Source organism: Pseudomonas sp. R2-60-08W (genome assembly GCF_003852335.1).
Taxonomy (GTDB): domain Bacteria; phylum Pseudomonadota; class Gammaproteobacteria; order Pseudomonadales; family Pseudomonadaceae; genus Aquipseudomonas.
Window position 1 is genome coordinate 1,239,465 of sequence record NZ_CP027731.1, and the last position, 15,680, is coordinate 1,255,144.

Annotated in this window: 15 protein-coding genes; 11 read left to right on the plus strand and 4 right to left on the minus strand. The window is 60.6% G+C overall.

Annotation, left to right across the window (positions count from 1 at the left end; genetic code table 11):
- Positions 1 to 40 precede the first annotated feature (40 nt).
- Genes C4J90_RS05480 through C4J90_RS05490 form a run of 3 tightly spaced genes read left to right on the plus strand, consistent with a single transcriptional unit; the run spans position 41 to position 2,270 of the window.
- Positions 41 to 1,354: an HD domain-containing phosphohydrolase gene (locus C4J90_RS05480; RefSeq protein WP_124419378.1), complete on the plus strand. Its 1,314-nt coding sequence runs from the start codon at positions 41 to 43 to the stop codon at positions 1,352 to 1,354.
- A complete protein-coding gene (locus C4J90_RS05485; protein ID WP_124361484.1) occupies positions 1,351 to 1,764 on the plus strand; it encodes an NUDIX domain-containing protein in 414 nt (137 codons plus the stop codon). Before C4J90_RS05480 ends, C4J90_RS05485 begins: the two co-directional genes overlap by 4 nt.
- Positions 1,761 to 2,270, plus strand: coding sequence for a GNAT family N-acetyltransferase (locus C4J90_RS05490; RefSeq protein WP_124361485.1), 510 nt, complete (start codon positions 1,761 to 1,763; stop codon positions 2,268 to 2,270). The genes C4J90_RS05485 and C4J90_RS05490 overlap by 4 nt, the downstream gene beginning before the upstream one ends.
- Before the next feature lie 7 nt (positions 2,271 to 2,277).
- Here C4J90_RS05490 and C4J90_RS05495 read toward each other — a convergent pair whose 3' ends face one another.
- From C4J90_RS05495 to metR, 3 genes are all read right to left on the minus strand, one after another.
- Entirely contained in the window at positions 2,278 to 2,559 is a 282-nt protein-coding gene (locus tag C4J90_RS05495) for a hypothetical protein (protein ID WP_124419379.1), read from the minus strand.
- 8 nt (positions 2,560 to 2,567) lie between these two features.
- Entirely contained in the window at positions 2,568 to 6,458 is a 3,891-nt protein-coding gene (locus C4J90_RS05500; RefSeq protein WP_124419380.1) for a dermonecrotic toxin domain-containing protein, read from the minus strand.
- Positions 6,459 to 6,798: 340 nt separating this feature from the next.
- Positions 6,799 to 7,716: a transcriptional regulator MetR gene (metR, locus tag C4J90_RS05510; protein ID WP_124361487.1), complete on the minus strand. Its 918-nt coding sequence runs from the start codon at positions 7,714 to 7,716 to the stop codon at positions 6,799 to 6,801.
- Between the two features lie 182 nt (positions 7,717 to 7,898).
- On the opposite strand from metR, the gene C4J90_RS05515 reads away from it, so the two are divergent.
- The 5 genes from C4J90_RS05515 to C4J90_RS05535 all read left to right on the plus strand — a co-directional run bounded on the left by C4J90_RS05515 (position 7,899) and on the right by C4J90_RS05535 (position 11,541).
- A complete protein-coding gene (locus C4J90_RS05515; protein ID WP_124361488.1) occupies positions 7,899 to 8,918 on the plus strand; it encodes an alpha/beta fold hydrolase in 1,020 nt (339 codons plus the stop codon).
- A 56-nt stretch (positions 8,919 to 8,974) separates the two neighbouring features.
- Positions 8,975 to 9,628 carry a DsbA family oxidoreductase gene (locus C4J90_RS05520; protein ID WP_124419382.1) on the plus strand — a complete coding sequence of 218 codons (654 nt, stop codon included), beginning with the start codon at positions 8,975 to 8,977 and terminating at the stop codon, positions 9,626 to 9,628.
- Between the two features lie 214 nt (positions 9,629 to 9,842).
- On the plus strand, positions 9,843 to 10,763 hold the full coding sequence (locus C4J90_RS05525) for an arginase (RefSeq protein ID WP_124419383.1): 921 nt from the start codon (positions 9,843 to 9,845) through the stop codon (positions 10,761 to 10,763).
- Entirely contained in the window at positions 10,760 to 11,140 is a 381-nt protein-coding gene (locus C4J90_RS05530) for an EamA family transporter (RefSeq protein WP_124413960.1), read from the plus strand. The genes C4J90_RS05525 and C4J90_RS05530 overlap by 4 nt, the downstream gene beginning before the upstream one ends.
- Positions 11,137 to 11,541 carry an EamA family transporter gene (locus C4J90_RS05535; protein WP_124419384.1) on the plus strand — a complete coding sequence of 135 codons (405 nt, stop codon included), beginning with the start codon at positions 11,137 to 11,139 and terminating at the stop codon, positions 11,539 to 11,541. Before C4J90_RS05530 ends, C4J90_RS05535 begins: the two co-directional genes overlap by 4 nt.
- 117 nt (positions 11,542 to 11,658) lie before the next feature.
- Here the strand turns inward: C4J90_RS05535 and C4J90_RS05540 are convergent, their stop codons facing one another.
- Positions 11,659 to 12,414 (minus strand): MipA/OmpV family protein, encoded by a 756-nt coding sequence (locus tag C4J90_RS05540; RefSeq protein ID WP_124419385.1) that lies wholly within the window; start codon positions 12,412 to 12,414, stop codon positions 11,659 to 11,661.
- A gap of 230 nt (positions 12,415 to 12,644) precedes the next feature.
- Between C4J90_RS05540 and C4J90_RS05545 the strand changes: the two genes are divergently transcribed.
- Genes C4J90_RS05545 through C4J90_RS05555 form a run of 3 tightly spaced genes read left to right on the plus strand, consistent with a single transcriptional unit; the run spans position 12,645 to position 15,575 of the window.
- Complete coding sequence (locus tag C4J90_RS05545; RefSeq protein ID WP_124419386.1) at positions 12,645 to 13,343, plus strand: MtnX-like HAD-IB family phosphatase; 699 nt, start codon at positions 12,645 to 12,647, stop codon at positions 13,341 to 13,343.
- Entirely contained in the window at positions 13,336 to 14,730 is a 1,395-nt protein-coding gene (locus tag C4J90_RS05550) for an aspartate aminotransferase family protein (RefSeq protein WP_124361495.1), read from the plus strand. Before C4J90_RS05545 ends, C4J90_RS05550 begins: the two co-directional genes overlap by 8 nt.
- Positions 14,727 to 15,575 (plus strand): carboxylesterase, encoded by an 849-nt coding sequence (locus C4J90_RS05555; protein WP_124419387.1) that lies wholly within the window; start codon positions 14,727 to 14,729, stop codon positions 15,573 to 15,575. Before C4J90_RS05550 ends, C4J90_RS05555 begins: the two co-directional genes overlap by 4 nt.
- Positions 15,576 to 15,680: the final 105 nt, after the last annotated feature.

Genomic DNA, 15,680 nt, shown 5'->3' on the forward strand with positions numbered 1-15,680 from the left:
AATTGAGCTTCACATCGTTTAATTTGAAGGCAGAGTCGCCATGGATGAACAACTCGCTACGAAGTCCGCTGTGCTGCTGGTCGACGATGAAGAGTCGATCCTCAACAGCCTGCGCCGCCTGTTGCGCAGCCAGCCTTACGAGGTGGTGTTGGCCACCAGCGGCGCCCAGGCGCTGGAGATCATGGCAACCCGGCCCATCGACCTGGTGATGAGCGATGCGCGCATGCCCGGTATGGACGGGGCCACGCTGTTGGCGGAAGTCCACCGCCTGTACCCGGCCACCGGCCGCATCCTGCTCACCGGTTACGCCGACCTGACCACCATCGTCAAGGCGATCAACGATGGGCAGATTCACCGCTACATCAGCAAACCCTGGAATGACGAAGAGTTGCAGCTGGTCTTGCAGCAAACCCTCGAACATCAGCGGCTTGAACGCCTTGCGCGGGAGCAGAACGACCAGCTCAAAGCGCTGAACGCCACGCTGGAAAAGCGTGTGACGGCGCGTACCGCCGAACTGCAACAGACCGCCGACATGCTCGACCTGGCCTACGACGAGCTCAAGCGCAGCTACGTGACCGGTACCGAAGTGTTTTCGCTATTGGCCAACCTGCGGTTGCCCAAGGACAAGCAGACCAACCGCGCGTTGATCGAATTGATCCGCGTGTACTGCGCCGCCCAGGTCATGGATGAAGCCAGTACCCGCGACCTGACCATGGCTGCGGCGCTGTACAACATCGGCAAACTGAGCTGGACCGACAGCATGATGGTTGCGCCGTCCGACAAGCTGCACAGCACCCACCGCGCGCTGTATCGCGAATACCCGACCCAGAGCGAGTCGCTGTTGATGACCCTGGAGCCGATGAAGGACGCGGCGCGGATCATTCGTCATCACCAGGAGCGTTGGGATGGCTCGGGGTTTCCCGACCACCTCAAGGGCGAGGCGATCCCGGCGGGTTCGCGGCTGCTGAAACTGGCCGTGGACTTCATCGAGCTGCAAAAAGGCCTGATCCTGGAGCGGCACCTGAACAGCGACGAAGCGTTGCTGTATATCCGCAAGTACGCCGGGCGCCTTTACGACCCGGAATTGGTCGAGGATTTCGTGCAGGCCTGCGCCACCTTCCTCAGCGATGTGACCCTGGGCGACCCTACGGTCAGAGTCCTCACCACCCGCGAACTTGAGGACGGCATGGTCCTGGCGCGCAACCTCAACGCCGACAACGGTATGCTCCTGCTCAACGCCGGCAAGGTGCTGAACCTGCCGCTGGTGGACAAGCTGATCGCGTTCGAGTCGATGGAGGGCGCAAAATACAGCGTATTTATCAAACAACCCGACGAGATAACGATTCCCACATGAACTCTTCAATTATCCGCATCGCTGCAGCGGTCCTGATCGACAAGCACGGCCAGACCTTGCTGGTGCGCAAACGCGGGACCCTGGCGTTCATGCAGCCCGGCGGCAAGATCGACGCTGGCGAACAACCGGTCGAGGCGCTGGCCCGCGAGCTGCAGGAAGAACTGAACCTGCGTATCGATCCGGCACAAGCTGTGTACCTCGGCCAGTTCTCGGGGCCCGCGGCCAACGAGCCGGGCTTCACCGTGCAGGCCGACATGTTCCAGCTGCACATCGACGTGGCGGTCACCCCGGCCGCTGAAATTGAAGAAATACGCTGGATCGACCCCATGGGCGACGGCGGCCTGCCATTGGCGCCGCTGAGCCGTGACCAGATCCTGCCGCTCTACCGCGCGTCGCTGATCGGCGCATGACGATTCGCCCACTCAATCCCTGCGATGCCGAGGCCTATCGGGCATTGATGCTCGAGGCCTATGATGCTTATCCCCAGGCGTTCACCTCCAGCGTCGCCGAGCGCGCAGCGATGCCGTTGAGTTGGTGGCAAAAGCGCCTGGACGGTGCGTTGGACCGTTTGCTCGGCGCATATGCCGGCGACGCACTGGTCGGCATCGTCGGCCTGGCGTTCGAGCCTCGGGAGAAAGCGCGGCACAAGGTGACGTTATTCGGCATGTACGTGACTCAAGCCCATCAACGCAACGGCCTGGGCCGCCGGTTGGTGCAGGCGGCACTCGACCAGGCGCGCGAGCACCCGCGCCTCAAGGTGGTCCAACTGACCGTCACCGCCGGCAATGACGCCGCCTTTGCGTTGTACCGGCGCTGCGGCTTTATCCAGTACGGCCTGGAACCGTTGGCGGTGCGGGTGGGCCTGGACTATTTCGACAAGATCCACATGTGGCGTGAGCTGCGCGGCGAGGGTTAAGGGGGCATTACATTCCCCAGGCGACCGGCCTGGCACCGTGATAATCAAAGATACCTCGGAGTACGAAGACATCTTTGCCATCCTCTTTTGCGGTGCGCTCAATGGCCACCCGCCATCGACCACGGCCCGCGCCTGCCTCTACCTGGGGTAAATCAATATAGGTGTAGTTGCCGATTTTTTTGCGGCTGACACGACCTGCCTGAATGTCCTCGGTGATCTGCTCAAGTTTGTTTCTCGCACTGTCTGATAGCAGCGGGATCTGCGCTTCTAACAACTCGTCCTGCTTCACGATGTTGACTACGGGGGCTCGGGCCGTTGGGGGGCCGGGGAAGGTGTCGGTGTGGGGGATGGTTTTTCAATTTTTTTGGTGGGTACACGGGCGACGTCAAACTCTAAAGGCTCTGAAAACCGAGGGAGGTTCTTTTCAAATTTCGTGACGGCGACACTGTCGATCATTCTTACGCCAGACTCACCGCTCTTGTATGTACCGCTAGACATGGCGATATAGGGAATGCCGGATTTTTTAAAGTCCTCGGCGTAGGAGTCCACGCCAAGTTCCTTGAGCTTTTCCTTGAATTTTTCTGTTCTGAACAGGGTTAAGGATTCTCGTACTTTAGGGTCCGACAAATGCGATTCCAGCGCCATTGCGAGCGAAATTTTTTTATCGGTGGCTATTTTGGTAAGCATTTGCTGGCGTCCTTTTTCGTTCAGAAACGCGTTAAACGAATCCGTTGGCCAGGTTGAAAGTTGATATTTTTCATCAAATTTATTCAGGCTCTTCATCTGCTGAGGTGTGATCGCATAACCTACAAACTGTGCGTTTGTGTCGGGGTCCTGAATTGTAATGGAGGCTCGGATTTCTTTTGAAAAGTTGTCGTTTTTGCCAATTAGTCTTTTTATTTTTTTAAATAATTTATCTTTGTCCAACGGGAGCAGGGGAGGGACCAGATTCGAGGTTGATCTGTTTATGTGGACGTAAATCTCCGCTTCCGAATGCAGCCTCAACAATGCGTCACGTAATTCATTTTTGGCGCGCGGGCTTAAATTCTGCTGCCCCGAGACGCTGCGACGAAAGGTGGCTTCGTCGATATTGCCCATCTGCTGTCGTGCGTTCGCCAGCAGTGTTCGCTTCTGTAACTCGGTCATTTCTTTAATGAGGGGTTCGAAATACCTTAACTGCTCATCTGTTGAGTAAATACTAAGCGCCGCGATCAGGTCGGCATCGACTTGCTGTTCAGGCGTGAGCCCGCGCAGCCTGCCCATCGCCGTGCCGCCGCCCGCTGTCGTGCGTTCGAAACGTGGCTTCCAGCTTTTAGCGTTGCCCGGCACCACCATAAAGTTCGCACTGTTTCCTGCCGGGTCTTTTACATAGCGCGCACCGTCTTCGACAAAAGACTGATACAGGTGATAACGCCCGCCTTGATCCCTCATCGCGATCAGTTGGTTATTGTATTTGTCAAAAAGACACGGGGCATTGCCCGTTGTGCGCGACAGCGTGTAGTGGTTCGCCTGGGCAAATTCTTCCACGTCAAAGAATGCGTCGATCTGTTTGGGCAACCGATACGCGGCAACATCGACCCAGGCCGGCTCCAATGGCCGGATCGAGGCCGTTGTGAGCGCGATGCGGATCTTGTGGCGGGGGCCGATTTTTCGGACCAGCCCCGGCACACGGCGGCCCAGTTGTCTGACCAGGCTTAGGCCTTTATCGATGCCACTGCGCACCAACATCCGTGCGGCTTTGAAGGGCATCAGGTCGATAAAAAAATCGGCCACTTCAATGCCGAACATAACGGCGTTTACGGTGGACTCGCGGGAAATCTGCGCATTGCTGCGTGAATGGAAAGCGGTATACGAGAGTTGAAACCCGAGCTGCGCCAGATACAAATACGCGTGAAAATTGCCGGTTATTGTTATTAAGGCATAGCGGTGCACGCCGCGTGTATCGCTGAAGATTCGTGAGCGCTCCTGCGCATCGTTGGTGGCCATGCGCTCGCTGAAATAGGCTCGCCATTGCGGTTTTGCGTTCAGCACGTCCAGCTCCCCCAGGCCGTTGGGCAGTTCCCTGAAGGGCGCGTCATCCGGGGCATCCGGCGTATACAGCACGCAGACGCCGTCAGGCTTGGTGCGTTTTCGCTGAATGATCAACACGCCATTGATCACGTGCCCCCCTCGGCCTCCTTCCAGTACGCTGCCCATCACCAACAGATTCACGTCGATCTCGAACTCGCTGACCCGGGGGCGTTTTGTGGAATCGGGGTACTCGAGCACCGCCTTTATCCAGTCAAATCCGCTTCCGGGCGTCTTGAATATAAACAGCTTGTGAATATCGGGATTCAACCGGCTCTCCAGGGCGTCCTTGTGCATTTTCGCCGCGTTGGCGCGCTGCCAGGCGGTGGCGAAGCTGTTGCCTTCGCTGCCCTGCGAAAAGGTTGACCTCAGGTATTCGGCGTATTTTCCTCCAATGTCGGCTTCTTGGGCGAGCGCGCGTAAATCCGAATCGCCCAGCGTGCCCTTGGTGTTGCCGTCGGTATCGACGAGGGTGGCGGTGGCGCTGATGGTTCTGTTGAAGTCATGCGCGGACCATGGGTCGACATTGCGCTGGGCGTAACTGCCCAGTGTGCGCAGGTCTATGACGACCTGGCTCTTCCAGGTGCCACGGGTCAGTGTCTGGCCTTCCAGAAACCGTGGGATGCTTATCTTTTCATCGGCGGTGATGTAAACGACCGAGGTGTTCTCGTCGCGGTACCCCGTCAACTCGACCGGCAGGAGGAAGGACAGACGCAGACGAACCAGGCTTTTATACGGGGCAATATCCACGTCGGCATAGGCCGGTTTCTGTTTTTTCAGGACCTTGTCTGTTTGTTCGAGTGAAAACGCTTCCAGTGTCTGAACCTTTTCAAGAAAAGGCATGAGCGCCGCATTGCTGTCACTCATCGCCTGTTCCAGATGCCTGTAGCGGGCCTGGTCGTGCGCGTCGGCAGTTTTCAGCCACTCGGGTTCGCTTACGTCTATCAGGCGCAGATTACGTGTGACAAAGGCATCGGCGATGTCCAGATACTGGGTGATGTCCGCCGCCAGATCGAGTTCGCCGGCCACCGGCAATGTCTCCTTGCGCAGGGCTTGTCGCACAGCAAAATATTGTCGAATTCGTACTGAGCGAACACTGTACGCCACGATATCTGCCTCTATCGTTGGCGGGCTTGCGGCCAGCACGGGCAAACCGGACAGCCCTGCGCGGGCCGTTTTCGACAGGCTTGCGAGCAGGCGCTTGCCGGCCGGGCCGCCTTCGCGTAGGCGTGCCGCCACGGCCTGATTCAAACGGCCCAGGTTTTCATATTCCTCAAACTCCTCGCCCGGGCTGTACAGCATCACGCTGCCCGTAGGCGGAGTCTTGCCCGTGGCGTTGAGGATGAATGCCGCAGCGAACTCACTGCCGTCCTCCAGCATCAGCCGGTATACCGCAGGTCTGTCGTCGATGGCGAAGGCCTTTTCCCGCGCCGCCGCAGTGGGGTACTTGAGCACATTGTCGGCCAATGTCCGCCCGGCCGCCGACAACGTGCCATCCAGCGTGCGCAGCGCCAGTTGATGGGCCAGCACCTGGCGACGCAAGGCAATCAGTTGTTCCTCCGAGTCGGGTTGGTCATCCTCGGCGGTGCCCCAGAACGCGTTCAGACTTTGGATGACGGCGATTTCCGTCGAGCCGGCCAACTGCGCCGCCGTGCCGTTTGAAGACAGGTGCTTGTCCGCGTCCAACGTGTTGGGTTCCCGGTAGAAGGCACCGCTCTGTTGGGTCAAATAGGTGCCGCCGTCTGGCGCGCGCAACCGGATGAGTAACGACCCCAACGGTTCGCTGGACAAGAGTTGCCGTTGCCCCTCCTGATCCTCCCGGAAACGGCTGTAAAAGATCTGGTTGGGGTTGATGGGCCGGGGCAAATGGGGAAATGCTTCAGTCAATTTATGCTGATACACCCTGCCCATGCTTGGCTGTGACTGCATCAAGTCGTCGGTTTTGACGTTGAGTTTGGCGAGCTCGCCGATAAGGTGATCCTGCTGCTTCTCGGTCGAAGACGCCGGGGGTACCACAGGCAACGTCACAGGCTGAAAAGTGACGAGGGGCGTGTATTTGGCCTGGATCGGTTGTGGATCGTCACCCTGTTGGGCTGGGGAAGAAGGCAATGAAGTGTGCATGCGCGAACCCTTACAAAAGGGCGCAAGTTGAGCGAAGTTGCTGTGCGCCCGGATGAATGTGAGGGTCGAGTGTAGGTGCGGCGCCAAGGGGCTCAGCGGTGCATGTGTCTCGGACAGCCGAGCCTAAGCGAGGTGCCGAGTGGTGGGGCAAGAGCGTTTTGCTTACGTTGGGGCTTTTTGTACTGATCCAGCATCTCGGTCGGCTGTCAGGCCGCCATCGGGGGCAAGCCCCCTCCCACATTTGGAACGAGGCATCAGTTAGAGAGGCTTCGGCTCCCGAGCCGCTACAGGTTCAGGGCCGTGCCAAAGTTGGCAGGTAACGGGGAGCCTGTCGCGGGCCTCAGCGCACCGCACTCACGCCATCGAGCGTCGAAAATGACGTGTCTTTGGCCGTCAGCAAGAAGTCACGCATGTACGGCGCATCGAGCATGTCCGCCCGAATCCCCGCATACAGCGTGGCGAACAAACCTTTCTCGCCCAGCCGCTTGGCCTTCACATAACCGCGTGAGCTGTACTCGTGCAGCGCCCAGTGGGGCATGCCGCACACGCCACGGCCGCTGGCCACCAGTTGCATCATCATCACCGTGAGCTCCGAGGTGCGCACCTGGGCGGGTTCCACGTCGGCCGGCTCCAGGAAGCGGGTGAAGATGTCCAGGCGATCACGCTCCACCGGGTAGGTGATCAGGGTTTCTGTCAGTAGGTCTTGCGGCACGATGTAGGATTTATTCGCCAGCGGGTGCTGATTGGCCACGGCGAGCATGGCTTCGTAGGTGAACAGCGGCACATAAGTGATGCCCGGCAGCTCCAGCGGGTCGGAGGTCACCACCAGATCGAGGTCGCCACGGGCCAGGGCCGGCAGCGGCGCGAAGGCAAAGCCCGAGGCCAGGTCGAGCTCGACTTCGGGCCAGGCATCGCGGAACTGGTCGATGGTCGGCATCAGCCACTGGAAGCAGCTGTGGCATTCGATGGCCATGTGCAGGCGCCCGGCGGTGCCGCCGGCCAGGCGTGCGATGTCGCGCTCGGCGCCGCGCAGCAGGGGCAGGGTGGCGTCCGCCAGTTGCAGCAGGCGCAGGCCGGCGCTGGTGAAACGCACCGGTTTGGTCTTACGCACGAACAGCGGCATGCCCAGGCGCTCTTCAAGTTCCTTGAATTGGTGAGACAGCGCGGACTGGGTCAGGTGCAGGCGCTCGGCCGCCTCCACCAGGCTGTCGGCTTCGCGCAGGGCGTGCAGGGTCTTGAGGTGACGGATCTCGAGCACGGGCTCTCCATGAAGACAATTTGTGATGAAGTGGGATGGCGTGAGTTTGTCTCATGTTGCCGCGCATGTCGACCAGGACCGCCTGGCATTCTTCATCAAACTGTCATCGAACTGTGGCAGCGCGCTTGAACAAACTTCATCAGACTCGCGCTCTACTGGGGTTCTGCGTTTCGGTGTTTTTCATGCGCGTGTTGCTTTTACTGGCCGCTCTGTTGTTCGGCCTGCCGTCTTTTGCGGCTTCTCGATGTGACGTCAATGTCCCGACCCAAACGGTCGACCTGGCTCAGGTAAGCATCGCCTACCAGAGTATCGGGCGTGCGTCCGACCCTGCCTTGCTGCTGGTGATGGGCCTGGGCGGGCAGTTGATCCACTGGCCTGACGAAGTGGTCGTCGCCCTGTGCCAGCAAGGTTTTCGGGTGATTCGCTACGACAACCGCGATGTTGGCCTGTCCACCTGGCGCCAGGCACCGGCCAGCGCCAACCTGACTTTCGAGGTGCTGCGCTACAAGCTCGGCCTGCCGGTGGCGGCGCCCTACACGCTGACCGACATGGCCGACGATGCCTTGGGTTTGATGGATGCGTTGCAGGTCCGGCAATTTCATGTGCTGGGGGCGAGCATGGGCGGCATGATCGCCCAGCACCTGGCGGCGATGGCGCCGCAGCGGGTGGAAAGCCTGACCCTGATCATGACCAGCTCCGGCGCCGAAGGCCTGCCGGCCCCGAACGCGGCGTTGGTGCAGTTGCTGTCGCGACGCAGCGCGCCCAATCGCGAAGTCGCCCTGGAACAGCAAGCCGATCTGCTCGCCGCGTTGGGCAGCCCGAATGTGCAGGATGATCGCCAGGCATTGCTGCATCAGGCGGCGCTGTCCTATGACCGTGCCTTCAACCCCGAAGGCGTGAAGCGCCAGATCATGGCGATCCTCGCCGAGCCGAGCCGCGTGCCGTTGCTCAACCAGCTGCGGGTGCCGACCCTGGTGGTTCATGGCACCGCCGACCCGTTGCTGCCGGTGATGCACGGCGTTCATCTGGCCGCGCATATCCAGGGCAGCCAGTTGAAATTGATTCCAGGCCTGGCCCACCGTTTCCAGGAGGCGTTCAAGGCGCCATTGCTGGCGGCGGTGCTGCCTTACCTGCAAGCCCATCGCGAAGATACCGCGCACTGGGCGCAGATCGACCTGGGCGAGCCTTCGAAGCTGCTGTGAAGGTGGTGTATCGTGTCGCTTTTGCGGCGCATTAATGCCAGCGAGGTGGCCTGCCCATGAGTACTCCCCTGAAAATCGATTTCATCAGCGACGTGTCTTGCCCCTGGTGCATCATCGGCCTGCGCGGCTTGACCGAGGCCCTTGATGAGCTTGGCGCCGAGGTGCAGGCCGAGATTCATTTCCAGCCGTTCGAATTGAACCCGAACATGCCCGCCGACGGGCAAAACATCGTTGAGCACATCACCGAAAAATACGGCTCCAGCGCCGAGAAGTCCCAGGCCAACCGCGAGCGCATTCGCGACATGGGCGCCGCGTTGGGCTTTGCCTTTCGCACCGATGGCCAGAGCCGCATCTACAACACCTTCGATGCGCACCGCCTGTTGCATTGGGCCGGTACTGAAGGCTTGCAATACAACCTCAAGGAGGCGCTGTTCAAGGCCTATTTCACCGACGGCCAGGACCCCTCCGACCACGCGACCCTGGCGATCATCGCCGAAAGCGTCGGCCTGGACCTCAAGCGCGCCGCCGAGATTCTCGCCAGCGACGAATACGCTGCGCAGGTGCGTGAGCAGGAGAAGCTGTGGATCACCCGTGGCGTGACCTCGGTGCCGACCATCGTGTTCAACGACCAGTACGCCGTCAGCGGCGGGCAGCCGGCTGAAGCCTTTGTTGGGGCGATTCGCCAGATCATTAGTGAGTCCAAAAACTAAAGCCAGACACCGATCAAATGTGGGAGGGGGCTTGCCCCCGATTACGGTGTGTCAGTCACCAATAGTTGGCTGACACACTGCTATCGGGGGCAAGCCCCCTCCCACATTTTGATCTGCGCTGGTCTGAATATCTCCCTGGCCCATCCCTTGCATTGACCCCCTAAAGCCCACCCGGTCTGCGGTTGGGCGCTGCCATTAGGGATGAAACACTGCCTTGAACATTCTTGACCTCGACCACAGCCTCACCGCTCAGGCGCCGATTGCCCAGCGGTTGGCCAGCGGCCGGGCCACGCGCCTGGATCTGCTGGACCTGGGCCCGAAGCTGCGCCTGTGGTCCACCGAAAAAACCTGGAAACGTTTCGTCGAGCGCCTGGCCCAGCGGCCACGGCCCAGGGATGCGCGCCCGGAAATCCTGTTCGTCGGCTCCGGCGACTATCACCATCTCACGCCGGCGTTTCTCGCCGACCTGAAAGAACCCATCAGCCTGATCCACTTCGACAACCACCCCGATTGGGTGCGCTTTGCGCCCAAGCGCCACTGTGGTTCGTGGGTCAACCGCGCGCTTAAGATGCCGGCGATCAAACGCATCGTCACCCTGGGCCCTTGCAGCGACGACCTGCATAACCCGCAGTTGCGCGGCGGTAACCTCGGCGCCCTCAAGCGCGGGCAGTTGCAGCTGTTCCCCTGGCAGCACCCGCCCTCGAAAGTCTGGGGCCGGGTTGGCGATGGCGCCGGGCACCGGCAGCAGGAAAATCACCTGCACTGGCGCAACCTGGCGGAGCTGGACTGGGCCACGTTCCTGGATCAGATGATCGCCAGCCTGCCCACCGAAGCGGTCTGGATCACCCTCGACAAAGACGTGCTCGCCAGTGAAGACGCCGCCACCAATTGGGACCAGGGCGGCATGCGCCTGAGCCACTTGCTCCAGGCCCTGCGGGCGTTGGCCGCGCATAAACGCATCATTGGTATCGACGTGTGCGGCGAGTTCGCCGCGCCTGCCTTCAGCAACGCGTTCAAGCGCTGGGAAGCCAAGTCCGACCAGCCCCCGCCCGAGCGCTGGAGCGCGCAGGATTTGCAGCGCAATGCCGCGACCAATGCGGCGCTGATCGATCTGTTCGAGGAGTTGTTCCCGTGAGCCTGACCGTCATGATGTTGCTGGCGCTTTCCATCGTGCTCGATGTGGTCGGCCAGCTGTGTTTCAAACTGGGCGTGGACCGTTTGCCGCAACTCGATGGCGGTTTCCGTCTGCGCGCGTTCTGGGGCCAGGTGTTCAATGCGCCGCTGCTCTGGGCCGGCATCGGCGCCTATGTGATCGAGTTTTTCGTCTGGCTCGAAGCCTTGTCCCGTGCGCCATTGAGCCTGCTGTTTCCGCTTGCGGCGTTGGCCTATTGCCTGGTGGTGCTGGCAGGCAGGGTAGTGCTCAAGGAAACCGTCAGCCGACGCCGTTGGCTGGGCACGCTGGTGATTACCTTCGGCGTGATGTTGGTGGCGATTGCGGGGGGCCAGGCATGAGTACGCAAACCGTCGACGCGGGCTGGTTGCATGGGCGGCTTGGCACGCTGGTGCTGTGGGCGCTGTTGATCGCCACTGAAAGTGCCGGGCAGCTGTTTACCAAGGTGGCCGGTGATCAATTGGGGCAGATGGATTTCACCTGGCAGTGGCTGGCGGATGTCGCGCGCAACCCGGGGATTCTGGCGGCGATTGCCAGTTATATCAGCGCGTTTTTCGTGTGGATGCTGATCCTGCGGCGCAGCAGTTTGTCGTTGGCCTTTCCGTTGAGTTCGCTGGTGTTTGTGGCGGTGCTGCTGGGGTCTTGGCTGGGGTTGGGGGAGCACATCAGCCCGCTGCATTGGGTGGGGGTTGTGGTGATCATTGCCGGTATCGCCCTGCTGGCCGAAGGCGAAGAGAACTGAAACACGGGGCCATGTGGGAGGGGGCTTGCTCCCGATAGCGGTGTATCAGCCAAAGGTGTATTGACTGACCCACCGCCATCGGGAGCAAGCCCCCTCCCACATTTTGACCGAGGTGAATCAATCGAATGTGTAGCTGATCGCCGTCTGCACCTGGCCTTGGTTCACCTCGCCGGCTTGCCTGACGATGCTGCTGTTGGCCGCCGAGCCGACCAGGTGCACCCAACTCGCGCTGGTCAGCAATGACCAGTTGGGCGCCAGGGGGAACTGGAAGCTTTGGCTCAAGGTGACGTTCTGGAAACCGCCACTGGCGTTGTAGGCCTTGAACCCCGTGGCGGCCGCCTCGTTATCGTCCACCCCGAAAAACGTCTGGTTCTGGCGCGCGTCGGCAAAGTGCGCCACCAGGCCGCTGCTGCCGATAATCCCACCGCCCAGCGGGTAACCGAGTTCACCGCCGACCTTGCCCAGCACCCCGCTCTGGGAATGACCACCGCCCACGGCCTGGCCCAGCTGCGCGTAGACCCGCCAGAAATCGGCCGGCGCGTACTGGACGAAACCGCCGACCTCGGCCATGTCCGACACATTGCGCAGGCCTTGCAGCGCGCCGTTGGAGGTACGCCCTGACAAATAATTGATGTACGGGCCGGCGGTGAGGCCGTGGGCGTTCAGCGCGCTCCAGGTCAAGCCGTCATCGGTGCTCAGGCTGACGTCGCCCCAGTCCAGGTCCAGGTAGGGCACGGGGCGGGTTTCGTAGCGGCTGCCGGTCGGGTCGTGGGGCTGGTAGCTGACGCCTGCGCCGACGTCTCCAGTGATGCCACCGGCCTGGGCACTGAGGCTCAGCAGTCCGACGAGCGCAGCGCATGTGATCCTTAACATGGTCACAGTTCCTGATGAGTGAACAGGCGCGCATGAACGCGCAAACCCTGGCGCCGGCGCAAGCACTCATGTTGTTTGTAGCAAGCTACAAAAATTGTAGCTTCCAGCACACATATCACCCGGTGTATCGAGCAAACCCCCAGCCCCGCTGGGCTTTGGCCAATTGGCACGCTCCCTGCTCTACCGGTAGGCAAGCGCATACAGCGCGCCTCTTTCCAAAGGTAGACGCAATGATCCAATGGCATATCGTGTGTGACTTCGACGGGACCATCACCCCCACCGATGTCATCGACAACGTCCTCCAACGCTTCGCCGGCCCCGAATGGGAAACCATCGAACAGGAATGGCTGGACGGGCATATCGGCTCACGCGAATGCCTGAGCCGCCAACTGGCGCTGATCAAGGCGACCCCGAGCGAGCTGCTGGCCTATTTCGATAGCGTCGAGATCGACCCGGACTTTCCGGACTTCGTCGATCACGTCATGGGCCTGGGCGCGACCATCGAAGTGGTCAGCGACGGCATCGAGCAAGGTATCGCGCGCATTCTGTCGCGCAACTACGTGACCTTGCTGCCGATCCTCGCCAACCGTCTGCGCCAGGTCGACCAGAACAGCTGGCGCATCGACTTCCCGTACGCAAGCGCTGCCTGCCGCGCCGCTTCCGGCAACTGCAAATGCAAATCCACGCCGCGCAACAAGCGCGTGCTGGTGATCGGCGACGGCAAGTCCGATATGTGCGTGGCTTCCACCGCCGACTTCGTGTTCGCCAAGGGCAGCCTCGCAGAGTATTGCATCGCCCACCAGATTCCCCATGCGCGCTTCGACAGCTTTGCCGAAGTGCCTGCATTGCTGGCGCAACTGCCACAAGGCATCGCCGCCAACGCCACAGCCTTTACTGCCGACACTCAGGAAATTTTCCATCATGTCTGATATCCGTATCGCTACTACCGAAGACCAGATCCTTCTGGATAAGGAAGCCAAGTACTGCTCCTACGGCGACACCGTGCATTACATCGAGCCGCCGCGTATTTTCAGCCGTTGCGAAGGTTCCTACGTGTGGGACACCGAAGACCAGGCTTACCTCGACCTGCAGATGTGGTACTCGGCCGTCAACTTCGGCTACGCCAACCCGCGGCTGAATAACGCATTGAAGCAACAGATCGACACCCTGCCGCAGATTGCCAGCCAGTACCTGCACAAGGGCAAGATCGAGCTGTCGGAAATGATCGCGGTGGACGCCAAGAACAAGTTCGGCCTCGACGGTCGCGTGCACTTCAACGTCGGTGGCTCGCAGTCGATTGAAGACTCGTTGAAAGTGGTGCGTAACGCGTCCAACGGCAAGAGCCTGATGTTCGCCTTCGAAGGCGGTTACCACGGGCGCACCCTCGGTGCCTCGTCGATCACCTCCAGCTTCCGCTACCGTCGCCGCTATGGTCACTTTGGCGAGCGCGCCAACTTCATCCCGTTCCCTTATCACTTCCGTGGCCCGAAGGGCATGACCAAGGAAGAGTACGGCAGCCACTGTGTGCAGCAATTTGCGCGGTTGTTCGAGACTGAATACAACGGCGTCTGGGATCCGAAAACCAACCAGTGCGAATACGCGGCGTTCTACGTCGAGCCGATCCAGGGCACCGGCGGCTACGTGATCCCGCCGATGAACTTCTACCGCGAGCTCAAGCATGTGCTGGACCAGCACGGCATCCTGATGGTCAGCGACGAAATCCAGATGGGTTTCTACCGCACCGGCAAACTGTGGTCGATCGAGCACTTCGACGTGCAGCCGGACGTGATCGTGTTCGGCAAGGCGCTGACCAACGGTCTCAACCCGCTGGGCGGCATCTGGGCCCGTGAAGAGTTGATTAACCCTAAAATCTTCCCGCCAGGTTCGACCCACTCCACCTTCGCCTCCAACCCTTTGGGCACCGCGGTCGGCCTGGAAATGTTCAAGATGACCAGCGAAGTCGACTACGGCGCGATGGTCATGGCCAAGGGCAAATACTTCCTTGAAGGCCTGCAGGACTTGCAGAAACGTTTTCCGATCATCGGCGACGTCGACGGCCTGGGCCTAGCGCTGCGCTGCGAAATCTGCGGCCCGGACGGTTTCACCCCAGACAAGGCAACCCTGGACTACATGGTCGAGGAGGGCATGAAAGGCGACATGCTGGTGGATGGTCAGAAGCTCGGCCTGATCCTCGACGTGGGCGGCTACTACAAGAACGTGATCACCCTGGCGCCGTCCCTGGAAATCAGCTACCCGGAAATCGACCTGGGCCTGAAGCTGCTCGAGCAACTGCTGGTGCGAGCGACCACACGGTGAGTGTCGGCGAGATCGACCTCGGTGAAGGTGATGCCGGCTTCGTTCTCGGTGCTGGTCCGGTCGGGATCCTGTTGATCCACGGCCTGACCGGCACCCCGACGGAATTGCGCCAGGTCGCCAAGGGGCTGGTCAAGGCGGGTAACTGCACGGTGTACGTGCCCACCCTGGCCGGGCACTGCGGCGATAACAGCGACCTGCAGGCCACCGGCTGGCGCGACTGGTACGAAGGGGTGCGCAAGACCTTCGCGCAGATCGGGCGGCGTCACGCGCAAGTGTTCGTTGGCGGCTTGTCCATGGGCGCGGTGATGTCGATGTATGTGGCTGCCGAACACCCTGGGCGGGTTGCCGGGCTTCTGATGTACTCCACCACCTTGAAGTACGACGGCTGGAGCATCAACAAACTGGCGTTTCTCACGCCGTTGCTGATGAAGATTCCGTTCGGCGTGCACCTGTGCAGCTTCGAAGAAAAGCCGCCCTACGGCATCAAGAACGAACGCCTGCGGGCCGTCGTCGAGCGGCAGATGAAGCAAGGCGAAAGCAGCGAGGCGGGGTTGTTGACCATGGAAGGCATTACTGTGCGCGAGTTGCACCGCCTGAACGCCGTGGTCAGGAAACGCATGTCCGAGGTCAAGGTACCGACGCTGGTGCTGCACTCCATCGAGGACGACATCACCAGCCGCTGGAACGCCGATTATGTGGAGCGCCACCTCGGTGGCCCGGTGACCAAGATCCTGCTGGATAACTGTTACCACATGATCACCGTCGACCTGCAATACCGCCGGGTGATCGAGTTGAGTGCCGAGTTTGTCGAGCAGCATTCGGTGCAACTCAATCGTGTGGCCTGACCCGCCTACCTGTAGGAGCGAGCTTGCTCGCGAAGGTCGTTAACGATAACGCGTACTGCCAGGCTGAGTACGTTGTCTGGGCGATCTTCGCGAGCAAGCTCGCTC

Excerpts from the sequence above, each read along its gene's own strand:
- C4J90_RS05480 (WP_124419378.1), top strand. The coding sequence starts at position 41 with ATGGATGAACAACTCGCTACGAAGTCCGCTGTGCTGCTGGTCGACGAT.
- C4J90_RS05485 (WP_124361484.1), top strand. The coding sequence starts at position 1,351 with ATGAACTCTTCAATTATCCGCATCGCTGCAGCGGTCCTGATCGACAAG.
- C4J90_RS05490 (WP_124361485.1), top strand. The coding sequence starts at position 1,761 with ATGACGATTCGCCCACTCAATCCCTGCGATGCCGAGGCCTATCGGGCA.
- C4J90_RS05500 (WP_124419380.1), bottom strand. The coding sequence starts at position 6,458 with ATGCACACTTCATTGCCTTCTTCCCCAGCCCAACAGGGTGACGATCCA.
- C4J90_RS05515 (WP_124361488.1), top strand. The coding sequence starts at position 7,899 with ATGCGCGTGTTGCTTTTACTGGCCGCTCTGTTGTTCGGCCTGCCGTCT.
- C4J90_RS05520 (WP_124419382.1), top strand. The coding sequence starts at position 8,975 with ATGAGTACTCCCCTGAAAATCGATTTCATCAGCGACGTGTCTTGCCCC.
- C4J90_RS05535 (WP_124419384.1), top strand. The coding sequence starts at position 11,137 with ATGAGTACGCAAACCGTCGACGCGGGCTGGTTGCATGGGCGGCTTGGC.
- C4J90_RS05540 (WP_124419385.1), bottom strand. The coding sequence starts at position 12,414 with ATGTTAAGGATCACATGCGCTGCGCTCGTCGGACTGCTGAGCCTCAGT.
- C4J90_RS05545 (WP_124419386.1), top strand. The coding sequence starts at position 12,645 with ATGATCCAATGGCATATCGTGTGTGACTTCGACGGGACCATCACCCCC.
- C4J90_RS05550 (WP_124361495.1), top strand. The coding sequence starts at position 13,336 with ATGTCTGATATCCGTATCGCTACTACCGAAGACCAGATCCTTCTGGAT.